This window comes from Streptomyces sp. NPDC008313, from assembly GCF_042956125.1.
Classification (GTDB): domain Bacteria; phylum Actinomycetota; class Actinomycetes; order Streptomycetales; family Streptomycetaceae; genus Streptomyces.
Genome location: NZ_JBIBFR010000017.1, coordinates 83,090 through 102,316 on the forward strand (window position 1 = coordinate 83,090; position 19,227 = coordinate 102,316).

Below are 19,227 nucleotides of genomic sequence, written 5' to 3' on the forward strand. Positions count from 1 at the left end.
GTCAGTCCCGGTCCCCCGGGTGCGGCGTGCCCGTGGCGTACGGGTTGGGCTCGCCGTCGGCGAGGATGCCCAGGAACGGCTCCCCCTCGCCCGCGAACGTGTAGGCCCCGCCCTCGATCCGCGCGATGAGGCCACGGGTCCACTCCGCGCCCGAGTCGGCCGAGTGGACCCAGAAGTCCATGATCTCGCCGATGTGGCCGAGCTGACCGGGGCCGCCCTCGGGGGTGTAGTACTCGGTGACGGAACGGCGCCACTCCCCGATCGCGCGCACCCGTTCCCCCAGGAGCGCGAGGGCCTCCGCCCTGTCGAGGTCGACCATGAAGCCGAGCGCGGCGGAGAGCACGTCCGGCTTCTGGCCGTACGACGTCAGCGACTCGCGCAGCAGCCGGAAGTACTCCTCGGTGCCGCTGTCCGTCATCTCGTACTCGGTGCGCGGCGGGCCTCCGGCCGTGGACGGCGCGGTCTCGTGGGCGTGCAGCAGTCCTTGCCTCGCCAGCTGCTTGAGCGCGTGGTAGATCGAGCCGGGCTTGGCGTTGGACCACTCGTGGGCGCCCCAGTACTCGAGGTCGCCCCGCACCTGGTAGCCGTGGGCCCGCCCGTGTTGGCGGACGGCGCCGAGCACGAGGAGACGGATCGCAGACATGGGGTCCAGATTAGGACGCCGGCTCCGGCGCCCCGCCGGCCCGGGCGACCGCCGGCTCCGGCGCCCCGTCGTGCGGCGGGGCCCGGCGGGGGCACCGGCTCAGCTCGCCCGTTCGCGGTCCACCAGTTCGAAGGCGGTCGCGCCGTCCAGCGACTCGCGGATGATGTCCGCGTGTCCGGCGTGCCGGGCCATCTCCGAGGTCAGCCGCAGCATCACCCAGCGCATCGAGACCCTGCTCTCCGGCGGGAACCAGGGCGCCTCGGGCAGCGGGAACGTGTCGTCGAGGCTGGGAACCGAGCGGATGAACGCCTCGGTCTCGGCCGCCACCTTCTCCCAGTAGGCCAGCACCGACTCCACCGTCTCGTCCCCGACGAGGACGAAGCACTCGTGCCAGTTCGACTCGTCGCGCGTGACGGCGGGCCGCTCGCCCCTGGCCCGCGCGATCCAGCTCTGCTCGACCTCGGCGACGTGCTTGAGCAGACCGGCCAGGGACAGCTCGCTCGCGCTCGGCCGGCTTGCCGCCTGCTGAGCCGTCAGGCCGAGCAGGGCCCCGCGGATGCCTCCGCGCTCGCCCTCCAGGAAGGAGAGCAGCGCCCCGCGCTCGTCGCCGTGGGCCTCTGCGGGAACGTGAGTGACCATGACGGCCGCCTTTCATCGGGTCCTCTTGCCTGACACCGATCACGTTACGGACCCTTGCGGTCAGCTTCTGTCCGCAAGGGTCCGTGGCAGTGTGAAGGACGGGAAGGGCCGGCGGGAGTGGTCAGAACGGGAAGGCGCTGCGCCCGTGCTGCACCGAGATCCACTTCTGCGTGGTGAACGCCTCGACCGTCGCCTCGCCGTTCAGACGGCCGATCCCGGAGTTCTTCTCCCCGCCGAAGGCGACCAGGGGCTCGTCGTGCACGGTGCCGTCGTTGACGTGGAACATCCCGGTGTCGACCCGCTTGGCGAAGGCGACCCCCCGCTCGACGTCGGCCGTGTGCACGGCGCCGCTCAGCCCGTACGGGGTGTCGTTGACGAGGCGGACGGCCTCGTCCTCGCCGTCGAAGGGGACGAGGAGCGCGACCGGGCCGAAGATCTCCTGCCGGAGGATGCCGGAGCCGGCCGGCAGGTCCGTCAGGACGACCGGCTCGACGAGGTTCTCGCGGACGGCTCCGCGCACCAGGGCCGTGGCCCCGTCGGCGATCGCCTGGTCGACCGCGCCCGTGATCGCGTCCGCCTGCGAGGAGTTGATGAGCGGGCCGATCACCGTCGACGGGTCGCTCGGGTCACCGGCCTTGAGGGACTTCACCTTGGCGACGAACTTCTCGGTGAACTCGGCCGCGACCGTACGGTCCACCAGGACGCGGTTGGCGGCCATGCAGACCTGGCCCTGGTGCACGTACCGGCTGAAGACCGCCGCGTCCACCGCGTAGTCGACGTCCGCGTCGTCGAGCACCACGAGCGCGCTGTTGCCGCCGAGTTCGAGGACGGAGCGCTTGAAGTGCGAGGCGCAGACGGTGGCGACGTGCCGGCCCACCTTGTCGGAACCGGTGAAGGAGATGACCTTGGGCACCGGGTGCTCGATGAACGCGTCACCGATCTCGGCGATGTCGGTGATCACGACGTTCAGCAGGCCGCCCGGCAGACCGGCCTCCTCGAAGATCCTGGCGATGAGGGAGCCGCCGACGACGGGGGTGTCCTGGTGCGGCTTGAGGACCACGGCGTTGCCGAGCGCGAGCGCGGGGGCGACGGACTTCAGGGAGAGCAGGAAGGGGAAGTTGAAGGGGCTGATCACCCCGACGACACCGACCGGGACGCGGTACTCGCGGTTCTCCTTGCCGACGGTGGGCGAGGGGACGATCCGGCCCTCGGGCCGGAGCGCCAGCCGGACCGACTCGCGGAGGAACTCCTTGGCCAGGTGCAGTTCGAAGCCCGCCTTGAGGTGGGTGCCGCCGAGTTCGGCGATGATGACCTCGGCGATCTCCCGCTCGCGGTCCTCGACGATCCGCAGCGCGTTCTCGAGGACGGCGCGGCGCGCGTACGCGCCGGCCTCGGCCCACTCCTTCTGCGCTCGCCCGGCCGCGCGGTACGCCTGGTCGACCTCGTCCACCGTGGCTATCGTGATCGACGCCAGCTTCTCGCCGTCGTACGGGTTGAAGTCGATGATGTCCCAGGAGCCGGTGCCGGGGCGCCACTCGCCGTCGATGTACTGCTGGGCAAGCTCCGTGAAGTACGTCGACATGTGAACCCTCAATCCCCTGCACCGCTGTGGCGGGCGTCCTGCCTTACCCCTGTTGGCAGGTCATCGTACTGTCGCGTAAGGGGAGTTGGGGGGTAAGTCGGATGACTGTGCGACACCTCCACAGAGGTGGGCGCGGCCTCGTCAGGACAGCTGGAGCAGCCCCCTGAGCAGATCCCGGCTCTCGGACGGGCCGGGGCTGTCCTGCTGGAGCTGCTTGAGCGCGTGCTCGTACTGGGCGACGTCCTCGCGCTTGTCCAGATACAGCGCGCTGGTGAGCTGCTCCAGATAGACCACGTCCGACAGGTCCGACTCGGGGAAGCTCAGGACGGTGAAGGAGCCGCTCTCACCGGAGTGCCCGCCCAGGCTGAACGGCATGACCTGCAGCCGTACGTTGGGCCGCTCCGAGATCTCGATCAGGTGCTCCAGCTGGCCGCGCATCACGTCGCGGTCCCCGTAGGGACGGCGCAGCGCGGCCTCGTCGAGGACGATGTGGAACTCCGGAGCGTTCTCGGAGACCAGGCACTTCTGGCGCTCCAGGCGCAGGGCGACCCGCCGCTCGATGTCGGCGGCGCTCGCTCCCTTCATACCGCGGGCGACGACCGCGTGCGCGTACGCCTCCGTCTGCAGCAGCCCGTGCACGAACTGCACCTCGTAGCAGCGGATCAGGTGCGCCGCGCCCTCCAGGCCGACGTACGTCGGGAACCAGCTGGGCAGGACGTCCGAGTAACTGTGCCACCAGCCCGCGAGGTTGGCCTCCTTGGCGAGCGAGAGCAGCGACGTGCGCTCCGCCTCGTCACTCACGCCGTACAGCGTGAGGAGGTCCTCGACGTCCCTCGTCTTGAAGCTCACCCGTCCCAACTCCATGCGGCTGATCTTCGATTCGGAGGCGCGGATCGAGTAGCCGGCCGCTTCCCGGGTAATGCCGCGCGACTCCCGGAGCCGCCGGAGGTGCGATCCCAGCAACATGCGCCGCACCACCGAGCCGCTCGACTCACCAGCGCTCACGTTCGTCAGCCTCCCAACCGTCTTCAAGGGCCGCAGTCTGCCACTAAAACACTCCGAGCTGTACTCGTTCGGTTACAGAAAGGGAAAGCATCCGAAGGCGAGGCGCAGGAACAGATCAGTTGAGGCCAAACCCGAGAGAAGAAGGTGACAGAAGAAAAGGGAAGGAAGCGGTACGCGCGGGTCCATATCCGGCGCGTGCACGTGCATCTGCCCTTGCATCTGCCGTGCGCATTGGGAACCATGGTGCCGCGCCACCGCTGCATCGCAACGACCGCGAATTCCCGGGGGAGTGCCTCGCATGGGGACGAATGGATCGACCATGCTCGAGCCGTTACGGCAGGGGCTTCCGCCACTCGACCCCGCGGCCGTGTCCGACGCCGCCTCCTGTGCTCTGCCCGCCCGCTACGAAGCGGTGCGCGAGGCCCGGCAGTTCACCCGCAGGACACTCGACCAGTGGGGCATCGGCGACCGTTTCGACGACGTCTGCCTGGTCGTCTCCGAACTCGTGACCAACGCCCTGCGGCACGGCCTGCCCGTCTCCCGGCAGCCCGCGTCGCCCGACGCGCCCGGCGGCTCGCCGCCGGACGTCGCCCCGGGCACCTGCCACCGCGACGACCAGGGGCCGCCGGTGCGGCTGCACCTGATGCGGTGGACGGAGCGTCTGGTGTGCGCCGTGCGCGATCCCAGCCACGACAGCCCGGTCGCCCGCGCCTCCGACGACTTCTCGGCCGAGTCGGGCCGCGGCCTGTTCCTCGTCGACTCGTTCGCCGACGGCTGGGGCTGGCACCCGCTCGCGGGCACGCTCAGCGGCAAGGTCGTCTGGGCCCTCTTCCGCGTGGAGTCCGGCGAGTGACCCGCCGCGGCGTTTTCGCGCGCCGCGGTTCTACGCGCGTCACCGCGTGTGCGTCTCCGGTCACCGTCAGGCGCCGGCCACCAGGTGGTCGAACTCGCCGTCCTTGATACCCAGGAGCATGGCCTCGATCTCGGCCCTCGTGTAGACGAGCGCCGGCCCCTCCGGGAACCGCGAGTTGCGCACCGCCACGTCACCGCCCGGCAGGCGCGCGAACTCCACGCACGAGCCCTGCGAGTTGCTGTGCCGGCTCTTCTGCCACGCGACCCCGTTCAGCTCGGTCGCGGCCATGCCGTTGTACACGCCGTCCACGTCGTACACGTCGTGGTTCACAGGTCGCTCCCCGGTCGTGCAGTGGCCGAGGTGGCCATAGATGCATTGGTCAACTGCCCCGGATCATAGCTCTGTTCATGTGCAAATGCATGGGCAGATGCACGTGCACGGGGGGTGTTCCCCTGGTTACAGCTTTTACCGGTGCTTGACCGGCGTACCGGTCGAGCGTTTTCCCCCGGAATCGCTTTCCACGCGACCCGGGAACCCCCCGTCCACGGTCACCCGCGCCACCATCCGCGCAGGATGCTCCGGGTCGGCTCCCTCGCACTGGTCCTCGATGCTCGTCCGTACCGTTCCGTACGGGTCCCTATCAAGGACGCACGGGAAGCCCTTTCTGTTCCACTCTCAACGAAATGGACGGCTCCCGGGGCCAACGAGGCGGGGTACGGCCCGCGTGAGCAAAGGCACGTGGGCTTCCTCCTGAGGGCTGCGGGGCCTGCTGGTAGCTTGCTGCGGTCGTTCCGGCGACCTCAGTGATCATGTGCCCAACCTTGGGGGAACTCCAGTGATTTCGGCGACCTTCCCGCGTCGGCGGGCGCGTATCGCGGCGGCGGGCGCGAGCCTCGTGGCCGTCCTGGTGCTCACCGGCTGCGGTGGCGACGGCGACTCCGGCGGGTCCGGCGACAGCTCCGCTCCGGACTCCTCGGCGAGCGCGACGGACGGCGGCTCCGGGAAGACCGGGGCCAGGAGCGAGCTGGACGGCAGCTGGGTGACCACGGCGGACGGCAAGCCCGTGGCACTGGTGATCAGCGGCAAGAAGGCCGCCCTCTTCACGTCGGACGAGACCATCTGCAGCGGCACCGCCGGCAAGGAGACGGGCATGCGGATGATCAAGCTCAAGTGCGCGAACGGCGACAAGGACCGCACGTACGGCCGGGTCGACTCCGCCGACGCCAAGACCCTCAAGGTCTCCTGGGAGGGCTTCGGCGACGAGACGTACACGAAGTCCGAGGCCGGCTCGCTGCCGACGGGGCTGCCGACGGAGACCCTGGGCTTCGTACGGGAGTGACCGCGGGGGCGGCGGGTGGGACGGCGGGTGGGACGGCGGGTGCCTCACGGGCCGCGGTACCGGGCGGCGTGCGCCGAGCGGTGTGTGCCGGGCGGTGTGTGCCGGGCAGCGCGTACCCGCGTCGTACGGGCGGCGCGCGCGCCCCGCGCGGGGTGGTGCGCGCGGGAGTGCGGTGACGTCCGTGCCGTGACGTCCGTGCGCCGACACCCATGTGGGGCACGCGGGCGGGGACCGTCCTGGGCGATGATCCCTGTGCACCGTCTCGAACCTCAGGGGATCCCATGCGCGCCACTCCGGCCCATCTCGCCACCACCGCCGTCGCCGTCCTCGCCACGGCCCTCGCCCTGACCTCCTGCGACGACAGCGGCGACGGCGGTGAGGCGGCCGGCGGCGGGAAGGACGCGAAGCAGTCCGCCGTCACCGCCTGCGCCGCGGGCCACGTCGCCGTCCGGGTCGGCCCCGGCAACGCCGCCCCGGCCGCCGGGGACACCGGCAACATCCCCGTCACCGTCACCAACAGCGGCTCCGCCGACTGCACCCTGAAGGGCTTCCCCCGCACCGAGCTGACCGGCGACGGCACCGCGTGGACCGTGGCCCGGCAGCCGGGCGCGCACGCGGAGACGGTGACGCTGAAGCCGGACGAGGCGGCCTCCTTCACGCTCACCTACGTGCGCGGCACGGCGGGCGGCACGGGGGACAGCGTCGTCGTGAAGACCCTGAAGGTCGCTCTGCCGGGCGCCGACGGCGGGTCCGAAACCTCGCCGTGGACCTATGGGGAGGTCGCGCTGAAGTCGAAGGACACCGTGGACGCGTCGGTCAGCCCGTTCCGGACGGCGGGCGACTGAGCGGGGCCGAAAGCGGGTCCCGGGGGGCCACGCCGCGCTCACGGACACGGGCCCCGGCCGGACAGGTCGGGGACACCGGGCCGGCCGTGCCGTGAACCCCGTCGGGTCCGGGCAGGCCGGCCGAGTCGCGGGCGGCAGCGGGGTCCGGGCAGGTCAGCCGAGTCGTGGGCGGCGGTGGTCGCCGACCTGGGCGCGGTCCGCCGCCGCGGCGCCCTCCTCCCAGCCGGCCGCGTCGTCCACCCCGCGCAGCCGGGTCGTCACGGTGTCCGGGAACATGCGTTCCGTCTCCTCCGTGACCGCCACGTCCCGGACCGCGAGAACCGGCAGCAGCTCCCCCTCCGCCGCGGCGACCTGCCCCTGAGCGGCGGCGGTCAGCCGGTCGCCGATCCGGTGCGCGTACGCCGCGAGGAACGACTGCCGGAACGTCTTCGTCCGCTTGCGGCCGCCCGCCCGCTGCGCCGCCTCCGCCTTCGTCATCGCGGCCGTGGCCTGCACGAGCAGCGAGGTGTGGAGCAGTTCCACGGCCTCCAGGTCGGCCTCGAAACCGACGACGGTCGAGAACCCGAGCGCCTCGTTCCACACCGCCCGGCAGCGGTTGGCCCCGGCGACCGCGTCGAGGAGTACCGCCTTGGCCGTCTCGTACGGCGGGTCCACCCCGATCCGGCAGGCACCGGGCACGTCCGCGCTGTGCGTACGGGCGGCGAGGAGCGCCTCGTCGATGCTGTGCCGCGCCATCAGCTCCTGCGCCTTGGCGCTGAGCGCCTCCGCCTCCTCCGGGAAACCGGTCGCCTCCGCCTTCGCGAGCAGCCCCCGGATCCGGGTGAGCATCCGGGAGTGCGGGGCGGCCCGGTCCCCGGCGGCCTGCCGCCGCGGCTCCGGCCCGGCGAGGGGCTCGACGGCGGGGAGGCGAAGCAGCAGGCGGTAGAGCTCCAGGGCGACCGTGGCCTGCGAGAAGCGGTCGGGGCGCTCGCCGCGCGCGGCCGGTCCGGCGGCCGGTCCGGCCAGTTCGGCGAGCTGCGCGGCCCACCGCGGCCCCGGCGGCCGGCGGTCCGTCCGGTGCTCGTCCTGGCTGAGGATCAGCGCCGTCACCAGGCGGACGTGGACGTCGTCCAGTTCACGGCGCACGATCCGTACGACGTCGGCGGGCTGCCAGCCGCGCCGCCAGGCTGCCGCGACGAACTCCTCTCCCCGGCGGGCGAGTTCCGCGTCCGCCGCGGGGTCGGCGGCGAGGAGCGAAGCACCCGTGTCGAGGGCCGCGTCGGTCTCGGCGTAGAGGGCGGCCTCGAAGGCCCGCTCCACCGTGGTCGTCGTACTCACCCGCCGATCGTGTCACGGCCCCCGGACCGGCTCCTCCCCCGGCCCAGGACGGCCCCGCCCGGGGGCAGCGGCTGCGGGGTAGGGCCTGCCCTACCCCGCACACGCCCCCCAGGGGTCATGTGCGTGGGTACGGTGCCCGGTTGGCTGGAGGGCATGACGACTTCAGCCGTACGTGTCCGCGCCCTCTGCCGCCGCTATGGCGACGTCGCCGCGCTGGACGGGGTCGACCTCGACTTCGCCGCCGGGCCCTTCACCGCGGTGATGGGCCCCTCCGGCTCGGGGAAGTCGACGCTGCTCCAGTGCGCGGCCGGGCTCGACCGGCCCACCTCCGGCTCCGTGACCGTCGACGGGACGGAACTGGCGGGGCTGAGCGAGCGCCGGCGGACGCTGCTGCGGCGCGAGCGGATCGGGTTCGTCTTCCAGTCCTTCAACCTCCTGCCCTCCCTGACCGCCGCCCAGAACGTGGCCCTGCCGCTGCGGCTCGCCGGCCGCCGCCCGTCCGGCGGTGCCGTGCGCGAGGCGCTGGCCCGGGTGGGCCTCGCCGGGAGGGCCGGGCACCGCCCCTCGCAGCTGTCGGGCGGGCAGCAGCAGCGCGTCGCCCTCGCCCGCGCGCTGATCACCGGGCCGGCGGTGCTCTTCGGGGACGAACCGACGGGCGCGCTGGACACCACGACGAGCCGCGAGGTGCTGACGCTCCTGCGGCAGCTCGTCGACGACGAGGGCCTGACCACGGTGATGGTCACGCACGACCCGGTGGCCGCCGCGTACGCGGACCGGGTCGTCTTCCTGGTCGACGGCCGGGTGAGCGGGGAGATGACGGCACCGGCCGCCGAGCGGGTCGCCGCGCACATGACGGGTCTGGAGCGGGTGCCGTGCTGCTGAGCCTGTCCTCCCTGCGGGCCCGGTGGGCCTCCTTCCTCGGTGCCTTCGTCGCGGTCGCCCTGGGCGTCGCGGTGATGACGGCGATGGGTCTCGGCCTGGCCGCGAGCGTCGGGGCCCCGGACCGGGCGCCCCAGCGGTTCGCGTCCTCACCGGTCGTGGTGATGGGCCAGGACACCCTCACGGTGGAGGTGCGCCGGGGGCCGGGGACCGCGCGCGTGTCGAAGAAGCTGGCGCATCCACACCCTGTGGACAGGGAACTCCTGGCACGCCTGCGGACGCTGGGCACCGTCCGTACGGACGGCTCCCCGGACGCGGTGGGCGTCGACGCCCCCGCCCCGGCCGTACGCGCGGCCGTCGGTGACCGCGCCCGCGTCCTGACCGGCGACGACCGCCGCCTGGCCGACCCGTCCACCGAGCGGGACGCGCGGGCGCTGGTCGGGGTGAACGCGCTGCTGGGCACGGCGGCGGGAGTCACGGCGTTCGTGTCGGTGTTCGTGACGGCGTCGACGTTCGCGTTCGTGGTGGCGCTGCGACGGCGGGAGCTGGGGCTGCTGAGGATGGCCGGGGCGACCCCCGGGCAGGTGCGGCGGATGCTGCTCGGGGAGGCGGCCCTGGTGGGCGCCGCGGCCTCCGCCGCCGGGTGCGCGCTGGGGGGCCGGGCGGCCCCCCGGCTCGTACGGCTGCTGGTGGACGGCGGGGTGGCTCCCGGCTGGTTCGCACTGCGCGGATCGGTCACCTGGCCGTACCACGTCGCCTTCTGGACGGGGATGGCCGTGGCGTGGACCGGGGCCTGGGCCGCCTCGCGGCGGGCGGGACGGACCGGACCCGTCGAGGCGCTGCGCGAGGCGTCGGTGGACACCGGTGTGATGCCGTGGTCGCGCCGGGCCGCCGGCCTCGGGCTGCTCGTGGGCGGACTCGGCCTGCTGGCCTGGACGCTGGGCACGGACCCGGCCGCGCTGCTCAAGCGGAAGACGTACACGACCCAGCCGATGATCCTGGTCACGGCGGTGGCCGCGCTGGCTCCCCTGCTGGTGCGCCCCGCCGTGCGGCTGGTCCGGCTGCCCGGCGCGACCGGCCTGCTGATCCGCGAGAACGCGGCCGCCTCGGTGCGCCGGACGGCCGCCGTGGCCGCGCCGGTGCTGGTGACGGTCGCCCTGGCGGGTTCGCTGCTGGGCTCGGCGGCGACGGTGACGGCGGCGAAGGCCGCGGAGGCCCGGGCGCGTACGCGGGCCGAGTTCGGGCGACGGTCTCAGGGCGGTCCCGGTGACCGGGGGCACGGTGTCGGCCACGGCGTCGACGGCGGTGTTCGTACGGGAGGACGGCGGGTCCGCGCTGATCCGGTCCGAGGCGCGGGCGGTGAGCGACGTGGAGGCGTTCGCGTCGGTGTCGCGACTGCCGGTGGTGGCCGGCGACGTCCGCGATCTCGACGACCGGTCGATCATCGTGAACGAGGAGTGGGAACGGCACGCGGTGGGCTCCTGGGTCCGCGTCCGGCTGGGAGACGGGAGCCCCGCCCGGCTGCGGATCGCCGCCGTGCTCACGAGGGGCACGGGCGACAACGGCGCCTATGTGACGGCGGCCAACGCGCCCGGGGCGAGGGTCGACCGCCTCGACGTGCGGACGGCGCAGGGGGCGGACCGGGGCGCGGTCGCGGCGGCGCTGCGCTCGGCCGGCGGGACGGTGCGGCCGACGTCCGCGTGGCTGGCCGCCACCCGGCCGCGGACCGGGGCGCAGACCCGCGTCGGCCTGTTCGTCGTCCTCGGCATCGCCCTCGTGTACACGGGGATCTCCCTCGCCGGGACCCTGCTGATGGCCACGTCGGCACGGGGCGGCGAGCTGCGGTCACTGCGCCTCGCGGGGGCGACGCGGGGGCAGGTGCTGCGCGTCGTCGCGGGCGAGTCCCTGCTCGCCGTCGGTGTCGGCGCGGTGCTCGGCGCCGCCGTCGCGGGGGTGAACCTGGCGGCCACGGCGGCGGCGCTCGCCCGCCTGTCGGCACCGGTCCGGGTGGCGGTGCCGTGGGAGACGGCGGCCGTGTGCACGGGGGTCTGCGCGCTGATCGCGGCAGCGGCGGCGACGGCCGCGCTGACGGGACCGGCCGGGCGTTCGCCGGGCGGGGCGGGGTGAGGGGGCCGGGTTCGGGCGGCCGACGGGCCGGGTGGAGGGGCCGGGGCGCGCGTGCGGCGGGCCGGGAGGGGGCGCGCGTCCGGCGGGCGAAGTGACCGCGCGCCGGCGCCCGGACGACATCTGTCAACTCGGGGTTGACGGGCCGGGACTGTCAACCTACGGTTGACGTATGACGACGAACTCTCCCGGCACACCCTCCGTACGTCTCGACGACCTCATCGATGCCATCAAGAAGGTCCACACCGACGCGCTCGACCAGCTCCAGGACGCGGTGATCGCCGCGGACCACCTGGGTGACGTCGCGGACCACCTGATCGGCCACTTCGTGGACCAGGCCCGGCGTTCCGGCGCGTCCTGGACGGACATCGGCAAGAGCATGGGCGTCACCCGGCAGGCCGCCCAGAAACGCTTCGTCCCCAAGGGCTCGGAGTCCTCGGACCTCGACCCCGGCCAGGGCTTCGGCCGCTACACCCCGCGCGCGCGGAAGGTGGTCATGGTCGCGCACAACGAGGCCAAGACGGCGGGCAACTCCGAGGGCCTGCCCGAGCACCTGGTCCTCGGCCTCCTCTCCGAACCGGAGGGCCTGGCCGCCAAGGCGATCGTCGCGCAGGGGATCACCCTGGACGCCGTGCGCGAGGCGGCGACCGCCGCGCTCCCCCCGGCCGGCGACACCCCCGAGCTGATCCCCTACGGCCCCGCCGCCAAGAAGGCCCTGGAGCTCACCTTCCGGGAGGCGCTCCGTCTCGGCCACAACTACATCGGCACCGAGCACCTCCTCCTCGCCCTCCTCGAACACGAGAACGGCGGAGGCGTGCTGTCGGGCCTCGGTGTCGACAAGGCCCGGACCGAGGAGTACGTGGCGGCGGCGCTCGCGGACGTCGCGGGCGCCCCGGACGGCCCGGAGTCCTGACGGCCCCGGACGCGCCGCTTGACCGGCCGTCCGCCCGTCCGCGCGAGGCCCGGACCGTCCGGCGGCCCCGGCCGGTCCCGGACGCCCCCGGTTCCGCCGGTCACCCGCTGTCCGGGCACGTCACGGCCGGTCGGGCGCCCCGGCTTCCGGGAGCCGGGCTGTCAGACCCTCCTGCGAGACTCGAAGCCATGACCGACCGGTGGGCTCTCGCACCGGCCGAGGACGGCGGCGCCGAGGTCGCCCCCCTCGGCCCGGACGGGCTGCCCGCCGGACCGGTGCGGCGGGAGCCGGATTTCGTCGAGTCCGTGCGCTCCCGGCCGGACGTCGCACGCTGGGTGTGGCGGTCGGCCGCCGAGGTCTACCCCCGCCTGCTCGCCGCCGGGGTGCGCGTGGAGCGGTGCTACGACATCGAGGCCGCCGAGACCCTGCTGCTCGGCCACGAGGGGCGGCTCGGGGAACCACGCTCGGCCGCCGCCGCGCTGGCCAGACTGCGCGGCGGCCCCGTGCCGTCCGATCCCCCGCCGCGTTCCGCCGAGCCCGGCTCGCAGTCGTCCCTGTTCGAACCGCGCCCGGCGCACGTGCCGCTGGACGGCCTTGTCGAGGTGTACGCGGATCAGCTGCGCCGTCACGACGCCACCGCACGTCCCGGGCGGATGCGGCTGCTGACGGCCGCCGAGTCGGCGGGGATGCTGGTGGCCGCCGAGATGAACGGGTCGGGACTGCCCTGGAGCGCGGACGTCCACCGCCGCCTGCTGAACGAACTGCTCGGCGAGCGGTACGCGGGCGGCGGCGAACCCAGACGCCTGGCCGAGCTCACCGACGAGATCTCCGCCGCCTTCGGCAGACGGGTGAGACCCGACCTGCCCGCGGACGTCCTCAAGGCCTTCGCGCAGGCGGGGATCAAGGCCAGGTCGACCCGGCGCTGGGAGATCGAGTCCCTCGACCATCCGGCCGTGAAGCCCCTGCTGGAATACAAGAAGCTGTACCGGATCTGGGTCGCGCACGGCTGGTCGTGGCTCCAGGACTGGGTGCGCGACGGACGGTTCCGGCCCGAGTACCTGCCGGGCGGCACCGTCACGGGGCGCTGGGTCACCAACGGCGGCGGCGCCCTGCAGATCCCCCGGGTGATCCGGCGTGCCGTGGTCGCCGACCCCGGCTGGCGGCTCGTGGTGGCCGACGCCGACCAGATGGAACCGCGCGTCCTCGCCGCCATCTCGCGCGACCCCGGCCTGATGGAGGTCGCGGGCCGGGAGACCGACCTCTACCAGTCCGTCTCGGACCGCGCCTTCTCCGGCGACCGGGACCAGGCGAAGCTCGCCGTGCTCGGCGCGGTGTACGGGCAGACGTCGGGGGACGGCCTCAAGAACCTCGCCGCGCTCCGCCGCCGCTTCCCCCGGGCGGTCGCGTACGTCGACGACGCGGCGCGGGCGGGCGAGGAGGGCCGGCTCGTACGGACCTGGCTGGGACGTACGTGCCCCCCGGCGGCCGGGGCCTCGGACGCCACGTCGGAGGAGGCGGGCATTCCGCAGGACGACCCACAGGCGCGGAGCGGCGGGGACTCCGGCTCCGGTGGGGGCCGGTCCGCAAGCGGCCAGGACTGGGTGCCGGGCTACGCGTCGAGCGACTCCCGCGCCCGGGGCCGTTTCGCACGCAACTTCGTCGTCCAGGGCAGCGCCGCCGACTGGGCCCTGCTGCTGCTCGCCGCGCTCCGGCGCAACTGCGCGGAGCTGACGGCCGAGCTGGTCTTCTTCCAGCACGACGAGGTGATCGTGCACTGCCCGGCCGAGGAGGCGGACACGGTGGTGGCGGCGATCCGCGAGGCCGCGGAACTGGCGGGACGCCTCACGTTCGGCGAGACCCCGGTCCGCTTCCCGTTCACGACGGCGGTGGTCGAGTGCTACGCGGACGCGAAATGACCACGTTCCGGAGGACCGCAGCACCGAGAACACCGGACTACCAGAACATAAGAGCACCAGAACACGAGAAGACCAGAGGACCAGAGGACCAGAGGACTGAAGGATCAGAGGACAAGGTGATGAGCTGACCGGATGACGGAGTGACGAGGCGATGAGGCGATGGACTGACGAGGGGATGAGGGTATGAGGGGACGGAGTGATGACGTGATCACGTGACCGTCGGCCCCGACCGGCTCAGCGCCTCCCGGCCAGCAGGTCCCTGAGCTCGCCGATCACCGGGGTGTCCCTGCCGTCCAGCGCCCGCAGGGCGGACTCCCACTGCGCGTACGCGTCGCCGGTGCGGCCGGACGCCTCCAGCAGCAGCCCCCGCTGGTGCCGGGCGAGCCCCTCCGTGTAGCGGTCGGCGCGGCGGCCGGCGCGGGAGAGGAGCAGCTCGCACTCGCGTGACGCCCGTTCGTGATGCCCCACGCCGCGCAGGGCCCGTACCAGCCCGAGCCGGGTCTGGGACTCGCCGTGCCAGTCGTCGCGGTCGCCGAGGACGCGCAGGCTCTCCTCGAAGTGCGGCAGGGCGGCGGCCGGTTCGCCCAGGGTGAGGTGGGCGTACCCGATGTTGCAGTGCGCGGTGAGGCGCACGATGACGTCGTCGGTGGCGGTCCCGATGACGAGGCTCCGCATGTGGTGTTCGATGGCCGCCCGCGGGTCCGTGTGCTCGTAGAGATTGCCGAGGTGGCTGTAGGTGACGGCCTCGCCGTGCGGATCGTCCAGCTCGCGGGAGTACTCCAGGCTCTGCCGCAGCGCCTGCTCCGACTCGGCGTGCCGCCCGAGCCCTTCGAGAAGCATCCCCCGGTTGTTGAGGCACCGCCGGATCCGCGTCGTGACGTCGAGCCGTCGCCAGATCTCCAGCGCCCGGTCGTTCAGGGCGAGCGCGTCACCCGGCCGGCCGGACAGGAAGTGCAGCCCGGCGAGATCGGCGAGCGCGTACGCCTCGGCGGCCTCGTCCCCGAGCCGCGTGGCCGCGCCGAGCGCCGCCCGGCCGAGAACCTCCAACTCGGCGACGCGGCCGCCGCGTTGCAGATACGGGTTGAGGAGGCGGACGAGAAGGGGCACGTAGGCGGAGGCTTCGGCGTACCGCTCCACCAGGGCCACCACGTTCCCGAGCTCCAGGTCGCCCCAGGCGAAGGCCTCCTTGGCCGAGGCGAACGGCGGTGTGGCCGCGACGTCGGCGGCGTGCGGCGCGGGCTGCGCGGCGGTGGGCCGTATACGGTCCTCACGGTCCAGCCCTGGCTCGAGGATCGCCGCGAGGCTGCGCGCGGCCACCCCGGCGTACCACCGCAACGCCCGCTCGGCGACGGGGCCCACGGCACCGTCACCGCCGTGGCCGTCCACCGCCGCATCCGCCCCGTCCGCCGCCGCCGTCTCGCGGGCGAAGTCACGGACCAGGTCGTGGGGCGTGTAGCGGCCGTACGACGTCTCCTCCAGGAGGGCCACGTCGACCAGGCGGTCGAGGGCCGCCTCGGCGCGGCGTTCGCCGGTGCCCGTGAGGCAGGCGATCAGCGGTGCCCCGTACTCGGGGAGGTCGAGCGCTCCGATCCGGCGCAGCGCGAGGGCCGCGTCCCGGTCGGCCTCGCGCCGTGAGGACCGCAGCGCGTCATGGGCCACCGCCAGCGATCTGCGCACGCTCAGGTCGTCGTACTCCAGGTGGTGCAGGCGTCCCTCCGTGGCGGTCAGCTGACCGGCGAGCGCGTCCGGGGTGAGCGCCCGGCGCGCGGCGAGACGGGCGGCGACGACTCGGAGGGCGAGCGGCAGCCGGCCGGTGAGTTCGACGAGCGGATGGCTGCCGTCGAGCCCCCACTGCCGTCCGGACACCGCCCGCAGCAGTGCCGCGCTCTCCTCGTCCGAAAGGGGCGCGAGCGGGAAGCGGGTGACGCCGTCCAGCGCGGTGAGCGGCGAACGGCTCGTCACGATCACCGCGCACCCGTCCCCCGCCGGCAGCAGCGGCCGCACCTGCGCGGCGCTCTCGGCGTCGTCGAGCACCATCAGCGTGCGCGTCGGCGCGAGCATCGAGCGGAGCAGGGCGGACGCCGCGTCCGGCTGCTCGGGTATCCGGCGAGGCTCGGCGCCGAGGTCGCGCAGCAGCGCGGCGAGCGCCTGACCGGGCGTGAGCGGCACCATTCCGGGGGTGGCGCCGTGCAGGTTCACGTACAACTGGCCGTCGGGGAAACGTTCTTGCAGCCCCTGGGCGACGTGCAGCGCGAGCGCGCTCTTGCCGACGCCGGCCATCCCGCTGATGACGGCGACGGAGGGGCACCGGGGGCGTGTGCTCCCGGTCGCGTCCAGCACCCGGCGCAGCTCGCCGATCACCTGCTCCCGGCCCGTGAAGTGCGCGGGTGCGGGCGGGAGTTGGGCGGGGCGGGGGACGGTGGCCGCCGGGTCGGCGCGCCGGGGCACGGGCTCCGGTGCCGGTGCCGGTGCCGGTGCCGGTGGCGCCGCGGGCGGTCCGGGTACGGTCCCGCCCTCCGGGTCCGCCGTCCGCCCGCCCCCGTCCGCCGCCGTGACAGGCCCACGGGCGGGTGGACCGGCGTCCTGGGCGGGCTCGCCCCGGAGGATCTCCAGGTGCGCCTCGCGCACCGCGGCCCCCGGCTCCACCCCGAGCTCCTCCACGAGACGCGCCCGCAGATCACGGTGGACGGCGAGGGCCTCGGCCCGGCGGCCGGTGCGGTGCAGCGCGAGCATCAGCAACCGGTGGAACGCCTCGCGCAGCGGATACTCCGCCACCAGCTCCGCCAGCTCCGGCGCCAGCGCGGCGACCCGGGTGGCTCCCGGGGCCGGGGCGTACCGGACCTCACCGCCGCCGCCGGGGCCCACGGCGGGGGCGGGCCCACCGGCGCCCGCGCCGCCAAAACCCTCGGCGCCGGAACCGGCGCCCGCCACCGCGGCCCCGGCGTCCTCTCCCGTGACGCCCTTGCCCGCCGCGCCGTCCGCCGACCGGAGCTCGGCCTCGTACCGCCACTCCAGCGCGAGCAGCCGCGCCTCCGCGAGCCGCTGGGCGAGGGCGTGGCCGCCGGTCTCGGGCGGCAGCCCGCTCAGCGGGGCGCCCCGCCACAGCGCGAGCGCCGCCAGGGACTCGCGCAGGACGCCGTCCCAGTCACGGGCGGCGTGCCCGGCACGCGCGGCACCGACGTGGCCCTCGAACACCCGGACGTCCAGCTCGCCGTCGTCGACGCGCAGCCGGTACCCCGGCGGGACCGCCGTCAGGCGTCGCGGGTCGTCGAGCAGCCGTCGCAGCCGGGTCACGTGGTTGTGCAGCGAGGCGTGGGCGGAGGCCGGTGGCGCCCCGCCCCACAGGGCGTCCTTGAGCGTGTCGACCGCGACGACCCGGCCGGGCTCCAGAAGCAGCGCGGCGAGCAGGGCCCGCAGCTTGCCGCTGCCAATCGGCCGGACCTCGCCGCCGGAGCCGTACAGGACCGGCGGACCCAGCAGACCGAACCGCAGCCCGTCCCGCATAGTGCCGCCCCACTGCCTTCCCTCGCGGCCCGTCGTGCCGCGCCATGATCACTTCACGCCTCGACAGGAGCCGAAGCCCGGAGCCGGAACCGGAAACCCGAAACCGGAAGAAGAGGCCGTTGTGGTCATGTTAGCGATCCGTTGGTGATACCTGATGTGATCACATCATCGGATCTGGCCCCGACGGTGCGCGCGTACGACGCGCAACTCGGGGGAGTGACGCCGCCGCGGCCGGATCCGGGAAGCGCGGGACCCGGTCGTCGGAGGTGAACGACCGGGACTCTCGCCTGCCCCGGGCCCTCCGCGTCAGGGCCTGCCCGGCTTCCGGCACCGGCCCGTCGCCGCTCAGCCCCCGCCGTGTCCCGCCGGCCGTGCGGGCTCCGCCCCGTCGGGCGTGATCTCCACGAACGGGATGTGGTCGCGGCCGACGAGGTAGTAGTCCGCCGCCGTGCCGTCCGTCTCGATTCCGCAGATCCCCATGAGACGACGGGCGGTCCGCGGATGGCGCGGGGCGTACTCGGCCATCGCGCGGCCCGACTCCTCGGGGGTCATGGGCCGGGCGGTGGCGGCGGTCCGGCGCCGCCCGACCTGGATGGTGACCCTCGGGGTGTGCCGGATGTTGCGGTACCACTGCGAGGCCGGGCCGAAGCCGGACGCCAGGCGGTAGGCGCCGGTGGCGGGATCGCGGCCGGTGATCTCCAGGACGACCTGACGGGGCCGCCCCGACGTGCGTCCCGTGTGGGTGAGCAGCAGCATGCGTCCGCCCATCAGCGCGCCGAGGTGCCACCGGTACAGACGGATCGGAGCACGGGCGAGGGCGCGACGCCATCCGGTCGGGGACGGGGTCGCTCTGACCTTCCGCGGCACGGTGGGGACCTTTCGATCGAGGGGGCGGGCAAGGCGGGCGGGCGCGGCACAGGGACGGAGGGTCCGGCCGGGCAGGGCGCGAGGCCGGCCGGCGCATGGCCGGGAACGGTCAGCGCACGGCCGCCTCCCCACGGGTCCCGAGGGCCGCCTCGGCCGCCCGGCAGGTGAGGCAGCTCATCCGCCGCGCGGCCCGGGGCGACGTGGCCGTGCCCACACCGGCGAGCTGCTGCACGGGTACGTCCGCCACATGTACGTGACGGACACAGACCGCCGCACCGCACAGGTGGCAGACCCCCACCGCGTCGCCGAACTCACCGAGCAACGTGCAGTCGTAGCAATGCATGGGACAGCTCCCTTCACCGCCGAGCGGCCGCGGACGCCGACGGCCGCCGAGCTCCGCGGACCCGTGGGACCTCCGGAGTGCCGCCGCTTCCGGTCCCGGCGAGCGCCGGCGTGGCGCCCGTGGCCACCGCCCGGGCCGCCCGACGCGCCCGCGACCCGTGGACCCGTGGGCCCAGGTGGTCGGATCCGCACGTTTGCTCAGTGCAACAGTCTACTCCTGAACGGCCGTTGAGGCCCTGCCGCGGGCGAGCCTCGTGCGACGCGGAAGCACCGCGGCCCGCCCCTCCACGCGCCGAGAGCACCGCACCCGTGCCCGCACCAGCGCTCGCACCCGTTCAGGTGGTCCTCGGTCCTCCCGGGCGCGAGGCGGTCGCTGTCGCGGTTCATCCCCGACGGCCCGGGTACTCAGGCGACGCCGCGTGCGACTGTGCGCGGCCGTCCGTCCAGCGGGTGCGTGGC

15 protein-coding genes and 1 pseudogene are annotated in these 19,227 nt (G+C 74.1%); 7 read left to right on the top strand and 9 right to left on the bottom strand.

The features are described 5' to 3' along the window. Nucleotide 1 precedes the first annotated feature (1 nt). The 4 genes from ACFY93_RS23170 to ACFY93_RS23185 form a co-directional block, all read right to left on the bottom strand. A complete protein-coding gene (locus ACFY93_RS23170; RefSeq protein ID WP_391362126.1) occupies nt 2–643 on the bottom strand; it encodes a helix-turn-helix transcriptional regulator in 642 nt (213 codons plus the stop codon). 99 nt (nt 644–742) lie between these two features. Further along, nucleotides 743–1,282 carry a DUF664 domain-containing protein gene (locus tag ACFY93_RS23175; RefSeq protein WP_391362129.1) on the bottom strand — a complete coding sequence of 180 codons (540 nt, stop codon included), beginning with the start codon at nt 1,280–1,282 and terminating at the stop codon, nt 743–745. A 121-nt stretch (nt 1,283–1,403) separates the two neighbouring features. Then, nucleotides 1,404–2,864 (bottom strand): aldehyde dehydrogenase family protein, encoded by a 1,461-nt coding sequence (locus ACFY93_RS23180; protein WP_391362132.1) that lies wholly within the window; start codon nt 2,862–2,864, stop codon nt 1,404–1,406. 141 nt (nt 2,865–3,005) lie between these two features. Next, nucleotides 3,006–3,842, bottom strand: coding sequence for a Scr1 family TA system antitoxin-like transcriptional regulator (locus tag ACFY93_RS23185; RefSeq protein WP_391362311.1), 837 nt, complete (start codon nt 3,840–3,842; stop codon nt 3,006–3,008). A 346-nt stretch (nt 3,843–4,188) separates the two neighbouring features. Here ACFY93_RS23185 and ACFY93_RS23190 point away from each other — a divergent pair, with 346 nt between their 5' ends. Then, nucleotides 4,189–4,722, top strand: coding sequence for an ATP-binding protein (locus ACFY93_RS23190; protein ID WP_391362135.1), 534 nt, complete (start codon nt 4,189–4,191; stop codon nt 4,720–4,722). 66 nt (nt 4,723–4,788) lie between these two features. Here ACFY93_RS23190 and ACFY93_RS23195 read toward each other — a convergent pair whose 3' ends face one another. Then, the gene (locus ACFY93_RS23195; protein WP_391362137.1) at nt 4,789–5,052 is read right to left on the bottom strand and encodes a DUF397 domain-containing protein; all 264 of its coding nucleotides are present in this window, start codon (nt 5,050–5,052) and stop codon (nt 4,789–4,791) included. A gap of 505 nt (nt 5,053–5,557) precedes the next feature. Here ACFY93_RS23195 and ACFY93_RS23200 point away from each other — a divergent pair. Both ACFY93_RS23200 and ACFY93_RS23205 read left to right on the top strand, forming a co-directional pair. Then, nucleotides 5,558–6,061, top strand: a complete 504-nt coding sequence (locus tag ACFY93_RS23200; RefSeq protein WP_391362139.1) for a hypothetical protein — start codon at nt 5,558–5,560, stop codon at nt 6,059–6,061. Between the two features lie 281 nt (nt 6,062–6,342). Then, nucleotides 6,343–6,906 carry a DUF4232 domain-containing protein gene (locus ACFY93_RS23205; RefSeq protein WP_391362142.1) on the top strand — a complete coding sequence of 188 codons (564 nt, stop codon included), beginning with the start codon at nt 6,343–6,345 and terminating at the stop codon, nt 6,904–6,906. Nucleotides 6,907–7,059: 153 nt separating this feature from the next. Here the strand turns inward: ACFY93_RS23205 and ACFY93_RS23210 are convergent, their stop codons facing one another. Further along, on the bottom strand, nt 7,060–8,223 hold the full coding sequence (locus ACFY93_RS23210; RefSeq protein ID WP_391362145.1) for a DUF2786 domain-containing protein: 1,164 nt from the start codon (nt 8,221–8,223) through the stop codon (nt 7,060–7,062). 153 nt (nt 8,224–8,376) lie between these two features. Here ACFY93_RS23210 and ACFY93_RS23215 point away from each other — a divergent pair, with 153 nt between their 5' ends. From ACFY93_RS23215 to ACFY93_RS23230, 4 genes and pseudogenes are all read left to right on the top strand, one after another. Next, entirely contained in the window at nt 8,377–9,105 is a 729-nt protein-coding gene (locus tag ACFY93_RS23215) for an ATP-binding cassette domain-containing protein (protein ID WP_391362149.1), read from the top strand. Beyond that, nucleotides 9,099–11,229: pseudogene (locus tag ACFY93_RS23220) on the top strand (ABC transporter permease). The gene ACFY93_RS23215 and the pseudogene ACFY93_RS23220 overlap by 7 nt, the downstream one beginning before the upstream one ends. Nucleotides 11,230–11,398: 169 nt before the next feature. Beyond that, entirely contained in the window at nt 11,399–12,139 is a 741-nt protein-coding gene (locus ACFY93_RS23225; RefSeq protein ID WP_391362152.1) for a Clp protease N-terminal domain-containing protein, read from the top strand. Nucleotides 12,140–12,327: 188 nt separating this feature from the next. Beyond that, nucleotides 12,328–14,055: a bifunctional 3'-5' exonuclease/DNA polymerase gene (locus ACFY93_RS23230; protein ID WP_391362155.1), complete on the top strand. Its 1,728-nt coding sequence runs from the start codon at nt 12,328–12,330 to the stop codon at nt 14,053–14,055. A gap of 234 nt (nt 14,056–14,289) precedes the next feature. On the opposite strand, the gene ACFY93_RS23235 is transcribed toward ACFY93_RS23230, so the two are convergent. From ACFY93_RS23235 to ACFY93_RS23245, 3 genes are all read right to left on the bottom strand, one after another. Next, the gene (locus tag ACFY93_RS23235; protein WP_391362157.1) at nt 14,290–17,559 is read right to left on the bottom strand and encodes a BTAD domain-containing putative transcriptional regulator; all 3,270 of its coding nucleotides are present in this window, start codon (nt 17,557–17,559) and stop codon (nt 14,290–14,292) included. Nucleotides 17,560–17,904: 345 nt separating this feature from the next. Continuing rightward, complete coding sequence (locus tag ACFY93_RS23240; RefSeq protein WP_391362160.1) at nt 17,905–18,426, bottom strand: nitroreductase family deazaflavin-dependent oxidoreductase; 522 nt, start codon at nt 18,424–18,426, stop codon at nt 17,905–17,907. A gap of 109 nt (nt 18,427–18,535) precedes the next feature. Then, on the bottom strand, nt 18,536–18,769 hold the full coding sequence (locus tag ACFY93_RS23245) for a DUF2180 family protein (RefSeq protein WP_391362163.1): 234 nt from the start codon (nt 18,767–18,769) through the stop codon (nt 18,536–18,538). Between the last annotated feature and the right edge of the window lie 458 nt (nt 18,770–19,227).

What these genes read in the sequence shown, in the direction of transcription:
- ACFY93_RS23170 (WP_391362126.1), bottom strand. Translation starts at nt 643, where the DNA reads ATGTCTGCGATCCGTCTCCTCGTGCTCGGCGCCGTCCGCCAACACGGG.
- ACFY93_RS23175 (WP_391362129.1), bottom strand. Translation starts at nt 1,282, where the DNA reads ATGGTCACTCACGTTCCCGCAGAGGCCCACGGCGACGAGCGCGGGGCG.
- ACFY93_RS23180 (WP_391362132.1), bottom strand. Translation starts at nt 2,864, where the DNA reads ATGTCGACGTACTTCACGGAGCTTGCCCAGCAGTACATCGACGGCGAG.
- ACFY93_RS23190 (WP_391362135.1), top strand. Translation starts at nt 4,189, where the DNA reads ATGCTCGAGCCGTTACGGCAGGGGCTTCCGCCACTCGACCCCGCGGCC.
- ACFY93_RS23205 (WP_391362142.1), top strand. Translation starts at nt 6,343, where the DNA reads ATGCGCGCCACTCCGGCCCATCTCGCCACCACCGCCGTCGCCGTCCTC.
- ACFY93_RS23215 (WP_391362149.1), top strand. Translation starts at nt 8,377, where the DNA reads ATGACGACTTCAGCCGTACGTGTCCGCGCCCTCTGCCGCCGCTATGGC.
- ACFY93_RS23225 (WP_391362152.1), top strand. Translation starts at nt 11,399, where the DNA reads ATGACGACGAACTCTCCCGGCACACCCTCCGTACGTCTCGACGACCTC.
- ACFY93_RS23230 (WP_391362155.1), top strand. Translation starts at nt 12,328, where the DNA reads ATGACCGACCGGTGGGCTCTCGCACCGGCCGAGGACGGCGGCGCCGAG.
- ACFY93_RS23235 (WP_391362157.1), bottom strand. Translation starts at nt 17,559, where the DNA reads ATGCGGGACGGGCTGCGGTTCGGTCTGCTGGGTCCGCCGGTCCTGTAC.
- ACFY93_RS23245 (WP_391362163.1), bottom strand. Translation starts at nt 18,769, where the DNA reads ATGCATTGCTACGACTGCACGTTGCTCGGTGAGTTCGGCGACGCGGTG.